General features: G+C 45.9%; 15 protein-coding genes. 12 read left to right on the forward strand and 3 right to left on the reverse strand.

Annotated features, from left to right (window positions below; translation table 11 throughout):
* Window positions 1-31: 31 nt before the first annotated feature.
* The 7 genes from fis (at window position 32) to KJ365_RS16935 (ending at window position 8,934) form a co-directional block, all read left to right on the forward strand.
* A complete protein-coding gene (gene fis, locus KJ365_RS10870) occupies window positions 32-325 on the forward strand; it encodes a DNA-binding transcriptional regulator Fis (RefSeq protein WP_214451679.1) in 294 nt (97 codons plus the stop codon).
* Between the two features lie 156 nt (window positions 326-481).
* A complete protein-coding gene (gene purH / locus KJ365_RS10875; RefSeq protein ID WP_214451680.1) occupies window positions 482-2,068 on the forward strand; it encodes a bifunctional phosphoribosylaminoimidazolecarboxamide formyltransferase/IMP cyclohydrolase in 1,587 nt (528 codons plus the stop codon).
* 35 nt (window positions 2,069-2,103) lie between these two features.
* On the forward strand, window positions 2,104-3,393 hold the full coding sequence (gene purD / locus KJ365_RS10880) for a phosphoribosylamine--glycine ligase (RefSeq protein ID WP_214451681.1): 1,290 nt from the start codon (window positions 2,104-2,106) through the stop codon (window positions 3,391-3,393).
* A 110-nt stretch (window positions 3,394-3,503) separates the two neighbouring features.
* Entirely contained in the window at window positions 3,504-4,406 is a 903-nt protein-coding gene (locus KJ365_RS10885) for a phosphoribulokinase (protein ID WP_214451682.1), read from the forward strand.
* A gap of 83 nt (window positions 4,407-4,489) precedes the next feature.
* Window positions 4,490-5,212: an osmolarity response regulator transcription factor OmpR gene (ompR, locus tag KJ365_RS10890; protein WP_214451683.1), complete on the forward strand. Its 723-nt coding sequence runs from the start codon at window positions 4,490-4,492 to the stop codon at window positions 5,210-5,212.
* A 9-nt stretch (window positions 5,213-5,221) separates the two neighbouring features.
* Window positions 5,222-6,544: a two-component system sensor histidine kinase EnvZ gene (gene envZ, locus KJ365_RS10895; RefSeq protein ID WP_214451684.1), complete on the forward strand. Its 1,323-nt coding sequence runs from the start codon at window positions 5,222-5,224 to the stop codon at window positions 6,542-6,544.
* 344 nt (window positions 6,545-6,888) lie between these two features.
* Window positions 6,889-8,934, forward strand: coding sequence for a PKD domain-containing protein (locus tag KJ365_RS16935; RefSeq protein WP_214451685.1), 2,046 nt, complete (start codon window positions 6,889-6,891; stop codon window positions 8,932-8,934).
* A gap of 204 nt (window positions 8,935-9,138) precedes the next feature.
* Here the strand turns inward: KJ365_RS16935 and KJ365_RS10905 are convergent, their stop codons facing one another.
* The gene (locus tag KJ365_RS10905) at window positions 9,139-9,744 is read right to left on the reverse strand and encodes an RDD family protein (RefSeq protein WP_214451686.1); all 606 of its coding nucleotides are present in this window, start codon (window positions 9,742-9,744) and stop codon (window positions 9,139-9,141) included.
* Between the two features lie 470 nt (window positions 9,745-10,214).
* On the opposite strand from KJ365_RS10905, the gene KJ365_RS10910 reads away from it, so the two are divergent.
* Window positions 10,215-12,245 carry a hybrid sensor histidine kinase/response regulator gene (locus tag KJ365_RS10910; RefSeq protein ID WP_214451687.1) on the forward strand — a complete coding sequence of 677 codons (2,031 nt, stop codon included), beginning with the start codon at window positions 10,215-10,217 and terminating at the stop codon, window positions 12,243-12,245.
* Between the two features lie 139 nt (window positions 12,246-12,384).
* Here the strand turns inward: KJ365_RS10910 and hslO are convergent, their stop codons facing one another.
* On the reverse strand, window positions 12,385-13,302 hold the full coding sequence (gene hslO, locus KJ365_RS10915; protein ID WP_214451688.1) for an Hsp33 family molecular chaperone HslO: 918 nt from the start codon (window positions 13,300-13,302) through the stop codon (window positions 12,385-12,387).
* Window positions 13,303-13,319: 17 nt separating this feature from the next.
* The gene (locus KJ365_RS10920) at window positions 13,320-13,706 is read right to left on the reverse strand and encodes an RNA-binding S4 domain-containing protein (RefSeq protein ID WP_214451893.1); all 387 of its coding nucleotides are present in this window, start codon (window positions 13,704-13,706) and stop codon (window positions 13,320-13,322) included.
* Window positions 13,707-13,890: 184 nt separating this feature from the next.
* On the opposite strand from KJ365_RS10920, the gene gspC reads away from it, so the two are divergent.
* The 4 genes from gspC (at window position 13,891) to gspF (ending at window position 19,715) form a co-directional block, all read left to right on the forward strand.
* Window positions 13,891-14,835, forward strand: a complete 945-nt coding sequence (gspC, locus tag KJ365_RS10925; RefSeq protein ID WP_214451689.1) for a type II secretion system protein GspC — start codon at window positions 13,891-13,893, stop codon at window positions 14,833-14,835.
* A gap of 81 nt (window positions 14,836-14,916) precedes the next feature.
* Window positions 14,917-16,905 (forward strand): type II secretion system secretin GspD, encoded by a 1,989-nt coding sequence (gene gspD, locus KJ365_RS10930; protein ID WP_250884193.1) that lies wholly within the window; start codon window positions 14,917-14,919, stop codon window positions 16,903-16,905.
* A 2-nt stretch (window positions 16,906-16,907) separates the two neighbouring features.
* A complete protein-coding gene (gspE, locus tag KJ365_RS10935) occupies window positions 16,908-18,497 on the forward strand; it encodes a type II secretion system ATPase GspE (RefSeq protein WP_214451691.1) in 1,590 nt (529 codons plus the stop codon).
* Window positions 18,498-19,715, forward strand: coding sequence for a type II secretion system inner membrane protein GspF (gspF, locus tag KJ365_RS10940; protein ID WP_214451692.1), 1,218 nt, complete (start codon window positions 18,498-18,500; stop codon window positions 19,713-19,715).
* The last annotated feature ends 2 nt before the right edge of the window (window positions 19,716-19,717 follow it).

The following is a 19,717-nucleotide window of genomic DNA, read 5'->3' on the forward strand; positions in this document are numbered from 1 at the left end:
TTAAGCATTTTATAAGAGAGCTGTAGAACATATGTTTGATCAAAATCTAACATCACCATTTACCACCACCGTTGCAACACCGTCACAAACTCAAGCGCAAAAGCCATTAAGATCGTCAGTGAAACAAGCGGTAAACAAATATCTTAAAGAACTAAATAATCAAGATATCGATAACTTATATGAGTTAGTCCTTGCCGAAATAGAAGCGCCACTATTAGAAGAAGTGATGACGTATACGCGCGGTAATCAAACTCGCGCAGCTAATCTTATGGGCATCAATCGCGGCACTTTACGCAAAAAACTTAAGCAATATGGCTTAGGCTAAACACAACTTAGAAAGGGAGCGCATTTTCGCGCTCTTTTTTGTTACACTTAAGCTCACTAGGGCGACCACGTCATTACCGCTTAAACATGCCTTTTTATCACGCGAGCGACGTTACACGCCCAATCTTTTACACATCAATTAGCGACCGAGAATCTCATGCATCAACCCAGAACCATCCAACGCGCTTTACTCAGCGTTTCTGATAAAACCGGTATAGTCGAATTTGCTCAAGCATTAGCAAACCGAGGCATTCAACTTTTATCAACCGGCGGCACGGCCAAGCTATTGCGCGACGCTGGTATCGACGTGACAGACGTGAGTGAGCACACCGGACATCCAGAGATTATGGACGGCAGAGTGAAAACCCTTCACCCAAAAGTACACGGCGGGATCTTAGGTCGCAGAGACATTGACCAACAAGTCATGTCTGAGCACGGCATCGCACCCATCGATCTGGTGGTGGTGAATCTATATCCTTTCTCACAAACCGTGGCCAAAGATGATTGCACCTTGCCCAATGCTATCGAAAATATCGATATTGGCGGGCCAACGATGGTCCGAGCTGCGGCAAAAAATCATAATGATGTGCTCATTGTGGTTAATCCCAACGACTACGCACAGGTTTTAAATGAAATCACCGACGCTAACGAAATTGGCTTTGCCACACGTTTTGATTTTGCGGTAAAAGCATTTGAGCATACCGCGCACTATGACGGCATGATTGCTGACTACCTAGGTAAACAGCTTTCAAACAGCGAAGAGTCGGAAGATTCACACAGCATGTTCCCACGTACCTTTAACGTGCAAATGGTTAAAAAACAAGATTTGCGCTACGGAGAAAATAGCCATCAAGATGCGGCCTTTTACACCGAGCACAATATTCAAGAAGCCTCTGTAGCAAGTGCAGTCCAACTTCAGGGCAAAGCATTATCGTTTAACAATATTGCCGACACTGATGCCGCATTAGAATGCGTAAAAGAGTTTGAAGAGCCTGCTTGCGTCATCGTAAAGCATGCCAACCCTTGTGGCGTAGCAATCAGCACCAGCATCACACAAGCATACGAACTTGCTTTTCAGACCGACCCAACCTCAGCCTTTGGCGGCATTATTGCGTTTAACCGAGAGCTTGATGCCACCACTGCACAAGCGATTATGTCAAAGCAGTTTGTAGAAGTGATCATTGCGCCAAGCGTGAGCGATGACGCGCTCAAAGTCGTCGCTGCTAAACAAAATGTGCGCGTGCTAGCGTGCGGTGACTGGGCAGGGCAACTCACAGAGGGTCATGACTTTAAGCGTGTTAACGGCGGCTTACTCGTGCAAGAAAGAGATTTTGGCATGGTGGAGCTGGATGACTTACAAGTAGTCACCAAAAAAGCCCCTACAGCTGAGCAGTTAAAAGATTTACTATTTACTTGGAAAGTTGCCAAATACGTGAAATCAAACGCCATTGTGTACAGTAAAAACGGCCAAACCATCGGCGTGGGCGCAGGCCAAATGAGCCGCGTGTATTCTGCAAAAATTGCAGGCATCAAAGCCGCTGATGAAAATTTAGTTGTGCAAGATTGCGTGATGGCGTCAGATGCATTTTTCCCGTTTAGAGACGGCATCGACGCAGCTGCCAATGCAGGCATTGTTGCGGTCATTCAGCCAGGCGGCTCAATGCGCGATGATGAGGTAATTGCTGCGGCAGATGAACATGGCATCGCCATGGTATTTACTGGCATGCGCCACTTTAAACATTAATCTTCTACAACGGTCAACGCGAAAAGGATAAGCACATGAAGGTACTAGTGATTGGAAACGGCGGACGCGAGCACGCACTTGCGTACAAAATTAAGCAGTCGGTAAACGTATCCATCGTCTTCGTTGCCCCAGGCAACGCAGGTACTGCCTTAGAGCCAGGTATTGAAAACGTTGATATCGCCAGCGACAATAATGACGCTTTACTCGCTTTTGCAAAAGCCAACGACATCAAACTCACCGTAGTTGGCCCAGAAGCTCCCCTAGTATCAGGCATTGTAGATTTATTTGAAGCCAATGGTTTGATGATATTTGGCCCCTCAAAACTGGCCGCTCAGTTAGAAGGCTCAAAATCTTTCAGTAAAGATTTCTTGAAAAAATATCATATTCCAACGGCTGAATACGGCACATTTGAAGATACACAAAGCGCCATTGCTTACGTGAAAGAAAAAGGCGCCCCGATTGTGGTAAAAGCTGATGGCTTAGCCGCGGGCAAGGGCGTGATTGTTGCAATGGATGAAGCAACCGCCATAGACGCTATTAACGACATGCTGTCAGGAAATAAGTTCGGCAGCGCGGGCAGTCGTGTGGTGATTGAAGAGTTCTTAGCAGGCGAAGAGGCCAGCTTTATTGTTATGGTAGATGGAAAAAACGTATTGCCGTTTGCTACCAGCCAAGATCACAAGCGAGCCTTTGATGGCGACCAAGGGCCTAACACAGGTGGAATGGGTGCCTATTCTCCCGCCCCTGTCGTAACCGACGAAATTCACAAACGCATCATGCAAGAAGTAATCTACCCTACGGTGGATGGCATGATTGCTGAAGGAAGCCCATACAAAGGCTTCTTATATGCAGGACTAATGATTGACGACAAGGGCCAGGCAAAGGTCATAGAATTTAACTGTCGATTTGGCGACCCTGAAACGCAGCCCATAATGATGAGACTGACATCTGATTTAGCCGAGCTATGCGTACGCGCCTGCGAAGGTAAACTAGACCAAACCACCATCGAGTTTGACCCACAAGCTGCCGTAGGCGTTGTGTTGGCTGCAGGTGGGTATCCTGAAAGTTATGCCAAAGGCCAACAAATCCATGGGCTTGAAGATGTATCGAGTGAGACAGGAAAAGTGTTTCATGCAGGAACGACACTCACCGACGGTATAGTGTTAACCTCTGGTGGGCGCGTATTGTGTGCCACGGCTCTTGGAGATACGGTCACTAAAGCCGCAAGCAACGCCTATGTTATTGCGGGTCAAATTGACTTCAAAGACATGTTTTATCGAAAAGATATCGCCTTTAGGGCAATCTCGCGTGAGTCGGAAAACTAAGCTTTAGCTGACGCATTAATCATGACCAAGGTCATATAAAAGCAAAAAAGACCTTGACCGCATCGCGTCACTTGAATATAAAAGATGTTCATTTTTCGACACGGATTGCTATGTCTGTAAAACACCCCATTATCGCCATCACCGGTAGCTCTGGTGCTGGCACTACTACCACTACCAATGCAATCAGGCATATTTTTCGCAATCTCGATATTAATGCGGCAAGCGTTGGGGGTGATAGTTTCCATCGCTTCACGCGTCCAGAAATGGAAGTGGAAATTCGCAAGGCACAGGAGCAAGGCAAACACATAAGTTACTTTGGGCCAAAGGCCAATGACTTTGAGCTGCTAGAAACGCTTTTTTCGCAATACAGTGAGTCTGGCAATGGTCAGTTTCGCCAATATCTGCATACCTTTGATGAAGCTGTACCCTTTAACCAAATGCCTGGCACCTTTACACCTTGGCAAGACTTACCCGAAAAAACCGATTTGCTCTTTTATGAAGGCCTGCATGGTGGTGTTCGCACCGACGAGACCGATGTGGCCTCTTATGTCGATTTGTTAGTAGGCATGGTGCCCATCGTTAACTTAGAATGGATTCAAAAAATCGTACGCGATACCACCGATCGCGGCCACTCACGAGACGCAGTAATGAGCAGTATTGTGCGCAGCTTGGACGATTATTTTCAGTTCATTACCCCGCAGTTCTCGCGCACGCACATTAACTTTCAGCGCGTACCAACGGTCGATACGTCCAACCCCTTTAGTGCTCGCGAAATTCCCTCACAAGATGAAAGCTTTGTGGTGGTGCGCTTTCGTCGTGAGATGAAAAATGTCAACTTCACCTATTTACTGCAAATGATTGACGGTGCGTTTATGTCGCGGGTCAACACATTGGTGGTCCCAGGCGGAAAAATGGGCCTTGCTATGGAGCTTATCTTAACGCCACTGATTGAAGAGCTAATGGATAAAAAACGCCGCGCCGGCTATCAAATGGACTGGGTTGCCGACAAGTAGCGGAAACAATATGAAACATTTGAACGGTTAACCTTACATACTCAGTGAGATATAGTTTTTAAAATTAAACAATCGGCGCGCATATGAAACAAGAAACCACCAAAATCTTAGTTGTAGATGATGACATGCGTTTACGCGCGCTGCTTGAGCGCTATTTAGTTGAGCAAGGCTTTCAAGTGAGAAGCGCAGGCAACTCTGAGCAAATGGATAGATTGCTAGAGCGCGAAAACTTTCATTTGATTGTACTGGACCTCATGCTGCCTGATGAAGACGGCCTATCGATATGCCGACGCTTACGACAGCAAAAAAACGAAATTCCTATTATTATGCTTACCGCAAAAGGCGATGAGGTTGACCGCATTATCGGCCTTGAAATGGGCGCGGATGATTACTTGCCAAAACCTTTTAACCCTAGAGAGCTTTTAGCCAGAGCAAAAGCGGTGCTGCGTCGCAAAACCAACGAGCTCCCAGGTGCACCCTCGCAGTCAGAGCAACTTATATCTTTTGGTAGCTATAAACTCAATTTAGCTACGCGCGAAATGACAAACAACGGCAAACCCATGTCATTGACCAGTGGTGAGTTTGCGGTTTTAAAGTCACTGGTTCAGCATCCACGTGAGCCACTGTCTAGAGACAAGTTGATGAACCTAGCAAGAGGTCGAGATTACAGCGCACTTGAACGCAGCATAGACGTACAGGTTTCGCGACTTCGACGAATGCTAGAAGATGACCCAGCAAATCCTCGATATATCCAAACGGTATGGGGTTTAGGGTATGTGTTTGTGCCCGACGGACAGTCAGTCTAGTCTCTTTGAATGACGAGCTTCATTCCTAAAAGTACGTTTTCACAAACGGTTCTGCTTATCGCTATTTTGCTCTTGGTAAACCAAGTAGTGTCTTATCTCTCCATCACGCATTATTTTATCAGTCCAAGCTATAACCAAATTAACACGCTCATTTCTAATCAGATATCGACGCTTTTGTTGAGCGATTTAGACACCCTCAGTGATGCTGAAAAAGAAAAACTTGAGCAACAAACAGGCGTGACTTTTCACGATGCTAAAAGCGCTATGCATGCCGGACTTAGTCAAGCCACTTACTACGATTTTATGGCACGTGATATCTCTGAAAAGCTAGATCGCAAAACAGAAGTACGAATTAAAACCGGCAAACGCTACGTTGTCTGGATAAGACCAATAGCCAACGAAACGCTGTGGATATCTATTCCTCTTGTGGGAATAGGTGAAGAGGAACTGTCTCCCCTCACCATGTATTTTATCGTAATAGGTGGCTTAAGTGTCCTTGGAGGCTGGCTGTTTGTGCGCAGGCTTAACCGCCCTCTCCAGGCATTGCAAAAAGCCGCAAAACAAGTAGGAATGGGACGATTTCCCGACCCACTGCCACTTGAAGGCAGCACTGAGGTGATTGCGGTGACCACTGCATTTAATCGCATGTCACAAAACATCAAGCAACTGGAAAGCGATCGCGTGTTAATGACTGCGGGTATTTCTCACGACCTTAGAACGCCACTCACCCGCATGCGCTTGGCAAGCGAAATGCTGCCAGAAGAGCAAGACTGGATTAAGCAGGGCATTGAGCATGATATTGAAGATATGAATGCGATTATTGACCAGTTTATCGATTATGCTCGCCAAGACCAGCAGGAAAGTTTTGAGAGTCAGAACATCAACCACTTAATCAAAGAGCTTGTAAAAGCCCATAGCATTGAAGAAGCGCACACTATCACCCTGGCGCTTAGTGACGTTCCTCTGATCAAAATACGCACCGTAGGCATCAAGCGGGTGATAGAAAACCTCATCGAAAACGCATTTAGGTATGGCAGCAATAAGATTGAGATATTTACAGCGTTTGATGCAAAAGGTCCAGCCATCATTTGTGGGATAAGGGATTTTGGAAGTGGGATACCCGAAGATCAAATTCAGGGCTTGTTCAACCCTTTCGCACAAGGCGACAAGGCCAGAGGCACCCAAGGCTCAGGCCTTGGTCTCGCCATTGCAAAACGAATTATTGAAAGTCATGGTGGTAAAATGGTTTTTTATAACCACAAGCAAGGTGGTTTAGTGGCTAGCTTTAAACTGATACTGGATTACAAGCCTCAAAAACAGCCACAAGCATAGGGCTACATTACACCTTTAGCCACGGTAATGTCATTGTGTAATGAATAACAAACGCGTACACACTGACATTGCATTATCGCCCCAAATCACGTATCTGTTTAATCAACTCATTAAACGCTGCAGGGTCATCCAATTGCTGGGCAATCATCTGCAAACTCACTATCCACAATTTTTCACAACTGATATGGACAAATTAAAAATAATTCCATTTTTATGACGGGATTTTTTGCTGCGTTGCGCTTTTAACTAATGAACATGAAAAGTAATGGCAGATTTAACATGCTTACAGCGGATTTATGAGCGTGGAATGCTAAACAAAAAAGCCGAGAAGAATGGAGAAACATATGCAAAGCTCAACATCAACGAAACACGTTAAACGCAGTAGAAGTAAATCCCTATCATTAATCAGTGTTGCTGTATTTGCTGCCCTTGGTTTAAGTGGCTGCGGTGGCGGCTCAAGCAGTGGTGGCGATGATGGTGGGCCTGTGCCAGGAGGTGGTGGCAGTTCAAACGACGCTCCGCCAACGGTGACGGCCGAAAGCCGCATTTTGGTGAGCAGTGGGGATGCGGTAACGCTTACCGCTGACGCTACAGACCCTGATGGTGACGCGATTACCTATAGTTGGAGGCAACTTTCTGGTGCGCCTATTTCAAATGAATCTGGTTTTAGCGCGGCGTCGGCCAGTTTTTCTGCACCAGATGATGTGGATTCATTAGTGTTAGAGGTAACCGCAACCGCCAACGGTCGTTCCGATACTGCTCAAGTGCAGGTCTTAGTGTTAGAAGATACGACCACAGCTATTTTTGTGGATGCTGAATTTTCTGGCACGAGCGACGGAAGCATCGACGCGCCATTTACGAGCTTAGCCAACGTTGTTGAAAGTTTAACTATCCAAGAAGACATATATATCAAAACGCCATCTGACGGTGAACGACTTGATTGGAAAACAACTCCAGGCCAAATCGTTTATTTAAGTGGAGGAAATAGTGTCTATGGCGGATTTGGCGCAGATTGGTCCAGAGATATTGTGAATAATCGCACCGGTTTGCAAGCATCAGAAAATGGTCTTGTCTATCGTGGGGTGGATGTTTCTACTGTGGTATCGGGCATTGATTTATTAGTTTCGTCTACCCAGCTAGACGATGATTTCAATATCATTGGTATATTTGCTGAAATTGGTTCTGCTAGCTTCACCATCGATAATGCTACTGTGTTACTCGAAGACTTCGACGACAACAGCGTTGCTGGCAGCGCCGGTGCATCGTATGCCTTATATTTTGATAACATCGATACTACAAAGGTGACCAATAGCAATATTACTGCTGGAAATGCAAAAAACGCATTAAACGCCGGTGCACGAACGACCGATCAAGGCAGAGACGGGGTCGACGGTGAAGATGGGCGCGTTGGACTAAATACAAATGGTGGTGCCGGCGGTGCATCATCTGGCGGCGGCTGGAACGGCGGTGCTGGTGGAGATGCGGCTACTACCTCATTTGCGCCTGGCGATAATGGGATACGTGGCAGTGGACGAGAAACTCCCTTAGTGAGAGGGGGCTCTCCTGGTACAGGCGGCTTTGACGCAGACACTTCTACCCCTGAAGGCAGGGGCGGCGGCAATGGAGGAAGGGGTGACAATGGTGTAAGAGGCAATCCTGGTACCGGAGCAAACGGCTTTGGCAGTATTTTTAATAATGGGCAGTTTTTTAGATCGCGAGGCGAAAATGGTTCCGATGGATTTTCTGGCGGTGGTGGTGGTGGCGGTGGCGGTGGCGCAGCTGGTGCTGCCGGTGCTAACGGTGGCGCTGGTGGTGGCGGTGGTGAAGGCGGAGACGGCGGTGCAGGTGGTTTTGGCGCTAGCTCTGGTTTTCCATCCATTGGTATTCACATTGCTGGCGGTAATAGTCACAACATAGTCAACAATCAAATAAGCTCAGGAAACGGCGGTCGCGGCGGCATTGGCGGTACGGGTTCAGCTGGTGGTGCTGGTGGCACAGGCGGTGAAGGTGCAAGCGGTACTCAAGGTTTTGGCAATGCTAAAGGTGGCCGCGGCGGTAACGGCGGTGATGGCGGCACAGGTGGTCGCGGAGGGTCTGGTGGCTCTGGTGGCGGTGGTCCTTCATTTGCCATCTTTATTGGTGGCTCGACACCTGCAAATATTACGAACAATTCCCTTACTACCGGCAATGGCGGCACCGGCGGCGCCGCTGACTTTACAAATGAGCCTGACGCAGCCGGTCGCGGAGGTTGGTCTGTAGGAATTTTTGACGGCAACGCAAGCGACAGCCTAACGCCAGTGGTCAGTAACAACACCTTTGTGCTGGGTGAAGCTGGGCAAGATGGCAATCCTATGGATGCCGTCGGTCAACGCAGTAATACTAACTTCTAAAACACCAACAATGGCCTCGATTAGGGGCATATGGCCCAGCGTTATTCAGATATTGAAACGCGCTGGGCAACATTGTGACAACTGTCTTCAAACTAGATCATCAATGTCCACATTCCTTTTCGAACAGCTCATCGTTAACTTACCATCTTTTGCAAAAAACCGATTTATCTTCTCGCGCTTCTCAAATGACAATGACAACAGCATCTAAGTGTAGCTCACTTTCGTTTTTGCAATGTAATCGTGCAAGCATCGGCGCTGTTTACCGAAAATAAACAGCGGATTGATAAAACCAACAATAAATTGCCCCACGACTGGGATCAAAGCGCAAAGACTCATGGGTAATATTCTCACGAATATTATCCGCTTGAAGTCTGCTTTGGTGCCATCGAGGTTTTCAATCCGTGTACCAATAATATGTTTGCCAATGGTTTGTGCGCATGTGTACAGAAGGTAGCCTTGAAGCATTAAAGTCACACAAAGCCCATAAACGAATGCGGTTAATATGAAAGCAAATGTAGGCTCGACAAACGCTGCGGAGCCAAAATACAAGATAAGCGGTATGGTCGCAATGATATGAATGAGCGCATCAATAAGACTCGCAAATAGCCTGTCCCATCTACTCGCTTTTTCTCCAACGACCTTTTCGTTTTCGATTTCATCACTACTGCCAAGAGGCAGTTCGTTTTGACGTTGAGCAATGAGAGCATCAATTTCTCTCGCCCTCTCGGGGTACATATCTCGATCGATGTTACGAGATGAATCATAAAGCTCATCTAAGGTGTAGCGACTAAAGTCGATTTTCAAATCCATATGGAACATGCTCCAAAGTAATACGTGTCAGCGAACCTATTGCAACAACCTGCGTTGCTCCAGTGCAATTCGCATCATAAGCAAACAAACACAAAATACCAAGTAAGAGAAGGAGTTTATCGCATATTGTTTCATCTGTTGCCCAGAGTATACCTAAAATACGATTGTCGGTGACGACAAAGACCCGACAACTATAAACCCATTAGATATTTACCACTTCAAACTACACTGAAAAGTATCTTCGATTAACTGAGAAAAACACATGAAGAATGCGGCATATCAGCACGCATCAACCTTAAAGATATTAACGAAAAAGGCGATATATATCAGATGCGCCATTTTGTGAATTACCACAATCTATGCGAGCAACACTTTAGGCGCTATCGTTTTGCGAACAACAGTCACGCGTTGCTTCTTAACTTCAGCGCAAACAAACGAATTCTCCTTGCACGATAGATAGGAAACAGCACATGAGCTTTCTTAGAAATTTTCACGATATTGTCTCAAACCAAACATCTGACTACGATACAAAGATTCATGAATTGCTTAAATTTGGTTTGCGTATCTTTAAACTCGATATCGCCATTATCAGCGCAATAAAAGAGGATGTTTATCGGGTTGAATATGCCATCTCGCCAGATAACTCTCTAGAGGTAGGCACTACTTTTGATGCAGCGGGTACTTATTGCATTCATACATTAAACGCAAAATGCGCCACGTCTTTCCATCACGCTTCAGAAAGTGACATTTGTTCACACCCTTGCTATCTCAATTTTGGTTTAGAATCATATATCGGCGCACCTATTGTAGTGAACGATATTCCCGTTGGCACGGTAAACTTTTCATCGGCAAATGTATCGCCTCAATTCACGCAAACTCATATTGATTACATAGAATTACTGGCGCAATGGCTAGGTGCAAAATTGCTTGAAAGAGAGTCCATTAACAAACTTGAAAAAAGTACAGAAACGCTAAAAAAACTCGAAACAGTTGGCAAAATAGGCACTTGGGAAGTTGATATCAAAGAAGGGGCAGTTTACTGGAGCGATCAAACTCGCATAATCCATGAAGTTGACGATGACTATATTCCAAACCTCACCGATGGCATCTCCTTTTACAGGGAAGGTGAAAGCCAGCAACAAATTACTAAAACACTTGAGAAATCGATGGCAACAGGGGAGCCATGGGGCTTAGAACTCGAACTGGTGACGGCAAAAGGAAACTATATTTGGGTGGCCACTCACGGCACTGCTGAATTTTTAAATGGAGAATGTGTGCGGTTGTTTGGCACCTTCCAAGACATAACAGAAGATGTCGAACTTAGACTAGAATTGGAAAAGAAAAAGCGAGAAGCAGAGAGTGCATTAAAAGATAAAAGCACCATGTTCGCTAAGGTCAGTCATGAACTTCGAACACCATTAAATGGCGTTCACGGAATGCTCAATGCTCTTGTTGACGAAACCAACGAGTACAAACGACAAGAAAAACTCAACTTAGCGTTACGTAGCTCTCAAACTCTCCTCAAAATTATTAATGAGGTACTCGACTACTCCAAAATTACATACGGTGATTTGAGATTAAAACCTAATGACTTTTTGCTTGAAGCCTTGCTAAACGACTTTTCCGCAATTTACGCGCAGCTTTTTGAAAAAACGCCGGTTTCCTTTCAATCAATACTCTCTATCCCTAAAGACTGTTGGGTGCATACTGATGAAGTACGCATAAGCCAAATATTATCCAACCTCCTAAGCAACGCCTTCAAATTCACCGAAAAAGGCAGCGTTTGCCTAACAGCCACGGCGCAAAAACGCAAAGATGTAGTATCGCTTGAGATTCAAATCCGTGATACAGGTTGTGGTATGACAGATGCGTTTATGCAGTCCATTTTTACTCCGTTTTCACAAGACTCAAATGTTGCAATGAGCAAGCGAGAAGGCTCAGGGCTTGGTTTATCCATCGTCAAAGAGCTCGTTACGTTGATGGGCGGCACGATCACTGTTACTAGCAAATTAGGCAGTGGATCATGTTTTGATATCAAGCTCGACCTTGTGCACGGCAATGCTCATACTCCGTTGAGCGATGATGTCAAGAATGGCGACCACTTGTATGAGAATATCGAGGTGTTAGTCGTAGACGACATTGATATTAATCGGGTGGTGCTTGGCTCATGCTTAGAAACATTTAATATTGAACCGGTTTTTGCGATAGATGGGGAAGATGCAATATCAAAGTGTCAGGAAAAACCCTTTGATTTAATATTTATGGATTGCGTCATGCCTGGTCTTGACGGCTTACAAACGACAAAAATATTGCGAGCTCAACAGGTTGTTGGACCTAACACTGTCATTGCCGCGGTCACTGCGAATACGTCAGACGATGATAAAGCCGCATGCATCGAAGCCGGTATGGATATTTTCATCGCTAAGCCTTTTCAAAGCACTGAAATCCAAAACGCGATTATCGAAGCAAATAAGCTGAAATACCAACACTCATTAAAGTAGGCCACGGCATAGCGCATCCGTAGCTATAATAACGGGCATTGCCCCCGTTTTGCTTTTATGTAAGATGGCGTAAGCCTTTCGCTTCAGCATCCATGCTTTGCCCACATTAGCTATCTGTCGAGCGCGAATCAACATAGCCTTAATGGCTGCGTTTTGCGGCTTGTGAACTCCCACTAGATACATCAAAACCCGTGAAGCCGTCTGAATGAATGTTCTCGACATCTATCGCGTCAAAATTATACTCACAATGGCAAAACTGGCAGTTCATTTTCACCCTACCTTCTTCTTGAACAATTTGAAGCAGGTCGTCTTTAGACACATTCCGCAATGCCAGTGCGCTACGATTTTTCGAGCAGTCGCACTGAAACACAACAGGTTGAGGCTCAAACACCCTAACGTCTTCTTCATGGAACAATCGATATAACAATTCTTCAGGCTTTAACGAAAGTAACTCGTCATCTTTTGTTGTAGCAGCAAGATGAGATAGATGTTCAAAGTCGCCATTGTCTGTTTGCTGATAGGTTTCGCTACTTTGCGGTACGATTTGTAACAATAGTCCTGCCGCACAAGGGGCAGATTCAGCAGATGTTGCCAAACAAATCTTCGTCAACAGTTGCTCTGATTGCAAAAAGTAGTTTTCAAGGCATGCGGCAAGACTGCCTTTATCTAGTGCAACAATCCCTTGATAACGCTCTCCATCTACCGGCGCTAATGTGATGGCAAGCGTGCCTTTTTTAAACAACTCAGAGAAGCTATCAGGCAGGGTTTTCAGGCTTTCATCCCACCGGGCAATCCCGCGTAATTGTTGATCGTGAGTCCCGTTGATCACCGCATATTTGACCACACCTTCGCTTTGTAACTGAAGAGACACTTCTCCTTCAAACTTGAGTGTTGCGGTCAACAAGCTAGCCGCCGACATCAATTCTCCAAGCAGACGAGCAATTGGCAACGGATAATCATAAGAAGCAAGCACACCTTGGTAACTCTCTTCAAGTTGCACTATTTCGCCTCGCATTGCCCGGTTCTCAAACAAAAACCTCGTTAGCTTATCGCTCATATCTTCATTTACCTTCATTATTGGTGTTTAAATTTAATTATCTGTCTGCGCTGTTTTTTGTCAGGACGCTGATCCGGTCGTGGGCTATGAAAAATACTCAGTTTTCGTGCTTGTGCATTTTTAGCGCGTAATTCAACACTTTCTGGCGTCTCGCTATACATTTTTTGCGCCAAAGGAGCAGATTGACGTTTATCTAAAATCTGTTCAACAACCACCGTTTTTGTATCAAAACCCGCTGGGATCTTAATCATAGCGCCAAGCTCCACCGGCCGACTCGGTTTTGCGCGCTGCTGGTTAATGGTCACCTTACCCTGCTGCACCAAATCCCTTGCCAAGCTGCGCGTTTTAGTAAATCTGGCGGCCCAAAGCCATTTATCAATTCGCACGGGTTCGTCAGCGGCCATTGCATTACTAGCACCGCCTTTTGTATTTTTAGTCGATTTTGCCTGTTGCTTGCTATTTTTTTGCTTTTTCATGGCCAATATCACGTTAAATTTTTATCACATAGGGTGCTGGCTATTGTTCATATCGCTCACAGTAGCTATGATTAGGTTCTTTTAACATTTTCATAACTGCTGTCGAGACGTAATGACAATCGAAAAGCTGTCCTTAGCGCCCATTGGTCAATTTTACCATCAAAATGATAAGAAGATCATTTTGGTAGTGACCATTGTGCTGAGCTTATACATCGTCGCCTTCGCTGCAAAATTGACGTGGCAGTTTATACCTTCGCCCAATGATATTGTAGTCGCTTCAACAAATGCATCCAATGCTCAGCAGGATGTGAGGCCAGTTGATACAAAAACCAATCTAAATAAACTATTAGCATTGAATTTATTTGGTGATGCTGACGCAGTTGTCGTTGCGGTCGTGCAAGAAGAAGTGACGGATGCGCCCGAAACCAAACTCAATTTGTTACTGTCGGGCGTTGTCGCAAGCTCAGACCCTCAAATTGGCGCGGCGGTTATTGAATATCGTAATGCCCAAAATACATACGGGATCGGCGATAAAATTGAGGGCACGCAGGTTATTTTGGAAGAGATTTATGCCGATCGCGTTATTATCAAAAATCGAACGGCTCGCGAAACGCTCATGCTAGACGGCGTCGATTTTGAAGAAGCAAATCGATTACGCCAACAAAACCAAGCGATAGAGCCACAAGTACAACCAGCGCAAACCGCTAATGCTCCAGCTCGAGGCCCTTCTCCGGAAACGCTTCAGCGAATGAGAGACGCGCGCGCGAAGCTCCAAGCCAACCCAGATAGCTTCGCTGATTTCATTCGTCTCACTCCGCATACAAGGGATGGCACACCTATTGGCTATCGCGTTGCGCCAGGTGCAGATCCAAGCTTGTTTCAAGAAGTGGGTTTACGAGAAGGTGACATTGTTACCGAACTAAATGGCTATGACTTGTCAGATTTACAACAAGGTTTAGAAGCATTAGCCGTTATGAATAACGCACAAACATTAGATTTAGAAATTATTCGCGGCGACGAATTTGTATCGCTTACCGTCGACATGCCAAGGGAATAAAATGATTAAGGTAGTATTGTTATGAAATTTTTAAGGAACGCTATGGCACCACGGGCAGCAATATTTAGCTTGTGCTTAAGTATGAGTGCCATGGCAAGTCTTGAGCTGCATGCTGCGGAGTATCAACCCAATTTTAAGAATACTGAAATCACTGAGTTCATTAATATCGTGGGTAAGAACTTAAAACGCACGATCATTGTCGACCCTAACGTTCGCGGCAAAATCAGTGTTCGTAGTTATGATTTACTCAATGAAGAACAATACTATCAATTCTTTCTGAACGTGCTGCAAGTATATGACTTTGCAGTGGTTGAAATGCCAAGCGGCATTTTAAAAGTGGTTCGATCTAAAGATGCTAAGTCGTCTAACATTCCAGTGGTAGAAGGCGACCGTTTCAACGGCGATGAAATGATCACCCGCGTGGTGCCCGTTTATAACGTACCGGTAAGAGAGTTAGCCCCTATATTGCGTCAATTGAACGACCAGCAAGGCGGCGGAAACGTCGTCAGTCATGACCCCTCTAACGTCATGATGCTCACTGGCCGCGCCGCTGTGGTGAATCGCTTAGTTGAAATCATTGAAGGCGTGGACCGCGCTGGAGACGAAGACGTAGATGTTGTAAAACTTAAGTTCGCGTCTGCTTCTGAAATGGCGCGTATTGTTGAGAGCATTAACAATTCGGCCAATAACCAAGCTGCAGGTGGCAAATCTACTCCCCGAATTGTCGCCGATGACCGCACAAACTCTGTCATCATTAGCGGCGATGCAAAATCTAGACAACGCTTAATCAACCTGATTGAACGCATGGATCAAGAGCTCGAAAGTAGCGGCAATACACGCGTTATCTTTTTAAACTATGCCAATGCTGAAGACTTAGTGCAGGTGCTGCAAGGTGTTAGTGCATCGATTCAAGCAGAAGGTCAGGCAAATCCGCAACAGGCGCGCAGAACCAGCAATAATAATCGTGACATCAGCATTGATGCACACGTCGATACCAATTCTCTTGTCATTACCGCGGAGCCAGATGTGTTGCGCTCGCTAGAAGAAGTCATACGTCAACTTGATGTGCGCCGCGCGCAAGTGCAGGTAGAAGCTATTATTGTTGAGGTCTTTGAAGGTGACGGCGTTACCTTGGGCGTACAATGGCTATCAGAAAGCGGCGGTGGTACGCAATTTGGCAATGGCGTCGTACCCGTTGGCTCATTGGGCGTCGCACTTAGAGAAGCAGAAAACGAAGAACTTCAGCGTTCAACCATATCGGCCAATGGAGACCTTGTGCAAACCACTGAAACCGTGGAAGGTAACCTAACCCCTCTTGCTCAGCTTTTAGGTGGTGCCAACGGCCTTATCGCGGGCGTTATCGAAAACGGCTGGGGTGCGGTAGTGCAAGCAGTGAGCACAGACACTAATTCTAATATTCTGGCTACGCCGCACTTAACCACCATGGACAACGAAGAAGCCTTTTTCATTGTCGGGCAAGAAGTCCCGATTATTACTGGCTCAACTACCGGCGCTAACAACTCTAATCCATTTCAAAGCGTTGATAGACAAGAAGTGGGTATCAAACTTAAAGTCACGCCACAAATTAACGAAGGTGACGCGGTACAGCTGACCATCGAACAAGAAGTCTCTAGCGTTAGCGGTGCAACCTCCGTCGATATTTTAATTAATAAACGTGAAATCAAAACCACCGTTATCGTCGATGATGGCGGCACCATTGTGCTGGGTGGTTTAATCGATGAAGACGTTCAAGAGAGTGTCTCTAAAGTGCCTTTGCTGGGAGATATCCCGGTCATAGGTCATCTATTTAAAACAACTTCAACGAGTAAGCGAAAGCGCAACCTGATGGTATTCCTACGCCCCACAATTGTCAGAGATGGTTTCACTATGAACGAAATCAGCCACCGTAAATACAATTACATACGCGCGCAGCAACTGCACAGGCAGTCTCAGGGCATTCCGCTTATGCCCAATACAAATGGGCCTGATTTGCCAGCTTGGGATGACAAGCTTAAGTTACCGCCTTCGTTTGAAGAATATATTCTTGAAAAAGATAAACTGGACGATTAATCATGGCTGACAACGCGTCAACAGAGCTAACGTCAAACGATAATGTAAATTTAAGTGCAAGTGAAGATTTGCAAGAAGCGCAATCAATCGCTAATGCAGATGTTATTGCAGACGAGGATGAGGCTATTGGCGCTCAGGTCCCATTTAGCTTTGCAAAGCGCCACAATGTCTTACTAGACTTACATACTGACCCAATCACGCTTTACTACACGCAAGCGACAAAGCTTAACAGCATTGCCGAAGTGCGCCGACATGCTGGCAGTCGATTGAGTCTGTCCATCGTAAACCAAGATGACTTTGAACAGTTGCTGACCGACTCATTTCAGCGCGGCTCGTCAGAAGCCAAACAGCTCATGGAAGATTTAGGCAACGAAAGTGACCTCTTTGCGCTAGCCGAGGATATGCCCGACACCGAGGACTTACTTGATAACGAAGACGATGCGCCGATCATTAAACTTATCAACGCAATGTTGGGCGAGGCGATAAAAGAAGGCGCGTCTGATATTCATATTGAGACCTTTGAAAATCAGCTCATTGTCCGTTTTAGAGTAGACGGTGTCTTACGAGAAATTTTACGCCCTAACCGCAAAATGTCGTCGATGTTAGTTTCGCGGATAAAAGTCATGTCGAAGATGGACATTGCCGAAAAGCGCGTTCCACAGGATGGTCGAATTAGCTTGCGCATCGGCGGACGAGCGGTAGACGTTCGCGTATCAACGATGCCATCGAGTCATGGCGAACGTGTGGTATTGAGGCTATTGGATAAAAATAATGCGCGATTGGATTTAACCGATTTAGGCATGACCGCTCACAATCGCAAGCACTTCTCTTCTCTTATTCGAAAGCCCCACGGCATCATGCTGGTAACCGGGCCAACCGGCTCAGGAAAAAGCACCACCTTGTACGCAGGGCTAACTGAGATCAATTCAAAAGATCGCAACATTCTCACCGTTGAAGACCCAATTGAATTTGACTTAGAAGGCATTGGACAAACTCAGGTAAACACCAAGGTTGATATGACCTTTGCCAGAGGTTTACGGGCGATACTACGTCAAGATCCTGATGTGGTCATGGTGGGTGAAATTCGAGACATTGAAACCGCTCAAATTGCCGTGCAAGCAAGTTTAACGGGCCACTTAGTGTTATCGACCTTGCATACCAATACTGCCGCGGGCGCCATCACGCGACTTGAGGATATGGGCATTGAACCATTTTTACTCTCTTCAAGTTTATTAAGTGTATTATCACAAAGACTCGTCCGCACCCTTTGCCCAGAATGTAAAGTGGGGCATGCGCCAAGTGAGCGAGAGCGAGAAATACTCGGTCTTACCGCAAACACTGAAGTAGAAATTTACACGCCAACAGGATGCCCGCATTGCAATCATACTGGCTATCGAGGCAGAACCGGTATTCATGAGCAATTAATTGTGGATGAGACCGTACGCGAAATGATGCATGACGGACGCGGCGAGCAAGCTATCGAAAAATACATCCGCAAAACCACCCCCTCTATTCGTCAAGACGGATGTGATAAGGTGGTGCAAGGTATTACCTCGCTCGAGGAAGTATTGCGCGTTACGCGAGAAGAATAGATGCCAGCATTTGCTTACAAGGCGCTCGATACGCGCGGAAAAAACACAGCAGGCGTATTGGAAGGCGACACACCCCGCCAGATTCGCCAACAGCTGCGCGAAAAGTCTCTTATTCCTGTAGAAGTCAATCAAGTTAAGGAAGATAAAGTAAGCGAGCGCAAACTCTCTTTTTTTACACCAAAAATTTCTGCTGCCGATTTAGCACTACTAACCCGACAGCTTGCCACACTCATTGAAGCGGCATTACCCATTGAAGAAGCCTTGCTAGCGGTTGCTGAGCAATGCGAAAAGCCACGCCAAAAAAACATGATGATGGCGGTACGCAGTAAAGTGGTAGAAGGTCATGACTTAGCCAAAGCCTTGGCTGACTTCCCCAGAGTATTCGATACCCTATACCGTGCCATGGTGGCGGCAGGTGAGCGCTCAGGACACTTAGATACCGTGCTCAGTCGCCTGGCCGACTACACAGAAAAACGCCAGCAAACCGCAAGCCAAATTACCCAAGCCTTGGTCTACCCTCTGGTAATGATGACCGTGGCCATCGGCGTAGTCATTATGTTGCTCACCGTGGTAGTCCCTAGCATTGTTGAACAATTTGATACCATGGGGCAAGAACTGCCGCTAATGACGAGGATCCTCATTGCGATCAGCGATGGTTTACAAAATCATGGCATTGTTGGCGGTATCGTATTGTTAGCGGTGATATTTTTAATCAATCGCATCTTGCAAGTTCCACGCATTCGCTTAACGTGGCATAAGCGCTTATTGTTTTTACCAATAATTGGCAAGTTAGTACGTGGAACTAATACCGCGCGCTTTGCTCAAACATTAAGTATATTATCGGCCAGTGCAGTGCCTTTGCTCGAGTCGATGCGCATTGCCGGCAATGTCCTTGAAAATTTACATTTACAGAATTTGGTCAAAGCTGCCGCAATTAGAGTAAAAGAAGGGTCAAGTTTGCGAGCATCGCTGGAAAACACCAAGGTGTTTCCGCCCATGATGATGCATATGATTGCATCAGGTGAGCGCTCTGGCGAACTTCAACAAATGCTTGCACGTGCCGCTAACAACCAAGAGCGAGAGTTAGAAGCGACCATTAATATGGCGCTTAAAGTATTTGAACCGCTATTGATTGTTACAATGGCGGGCATTGTATTGTTTATTGTGATGGCAATATTACTCCCCATATTGTCACTCAACAGTTTAGTAGGAATGTAACA

The organism is Glaciecola sp. XM2, from assembly GCF_018595715.1.
Taxonomy (GTDB): Bacteria; Pseudomonadota; Gammaproteobacteria; order Enterobacterales; family Alteromonadaceae; genus Glaciecola.

Excerpts from the sequence above, each read along its gene's own strand:
- fis (WP_214451679.1), top strand. The coding sequence starts at position 32 with ATGTTTGATCAAAATCTAACATCACCATTTACCACCACCGTTGCAACA.
- purH (WP_214451680.1), top strand. The coding sequence starts at position 482 with ATGCATCAACCCAGAACCATCCAACGCGCTTTACTCAGCGTTTCTGAT.
- purD (WP_214451681.1), top strand. The coding sequence starts at position 2,104 with ATGAAGGTACTAGTGATTGGAAACGGCGGACGCGAGCACGCACTTGCG.
- KJ365_RS10885 (WP_214451682.1), top strand. The coding sequence starts at position 3,504 with ATGTCTGTAAAACACCCCATTATCGCCATCACCGGTAGCTCTGGTGCT.
- ompR (WP_214451683.1), top strand. The coding sequence starts at position 4,490 with ATGAAACAAGAAACCACCAAAATCTTAGTTGTAGATGATGACATGCGT.
- envZ (WP_214451684.1), top strand. The coding sequence starts at position 5,222 with ATGACGAGCTTCATTCCTAAAAGTACGTTTTCACAAACGGTTCTGCTT.
- KJ365_RS16935 (WP_214451685.1), top strand. The coding sequence starts at position 6,889 with ATGCAAAGCTCAACATCAACGAAACACGTTAAACGCAGTAGAAGTAAA.
- KJ365_RS10905 (WP_214451686.1), bottom strand. The coding sequence starts at position 9,744 with ATGGATTTGAAAATCGACTTTAGTCGCTACACCTTAGATGAGCTTTAT.
- KJ365_RS10910 (WP_214451687.1), top strand. The coding sequence starts at position 10,215 with ATGAGCTTTCTTAGAAATTTTCACGATATTGTCTCAAACCAAACATCT.
- hslO (WP_214451688.1), bottom strand. The coding sequence starts at position 13,302 with ATGAGCGATAAGCTAACGAGGTTTTTGTTTGAGAACCGGGCAATGCGA.
- KJ365_RS10920 (WP_214451893.1), bottom strand. The coding sequence starts at position 13,706 with ATGGCCGCTGACGAACCCGTGCGAATTGATAAATGGCTTTGGGCCGCC.
- gspC (WP_214451689.1), top strand. The coding sequence starts at position 13,891 with ATGACAATCGAAAAGCTGTCCTTAGCGCCCATTGGTCAATTTTACCAT.
- gspD (WP_250884193.1), top strand. The coding sequence starts at position 14,917 with ATGAGTGCCATGGCAAGTCTTGAGCTGCATGCTGCGGAGTATCAACCC.
- gspE (WP_214451691.1), top strand. The coding sequence starts at position 16,908 with ATGGCTGACAACGCGTCAACAGAGCTAACGTCAAACGATAATGTAAAT.
- gspF (WP_214451692.1), top strand. The coding sequence starts at position 18,498 with ATGCCAGCATTTGCTTACAAGGCGCTCGATACGCGCGGAAAAAACACA.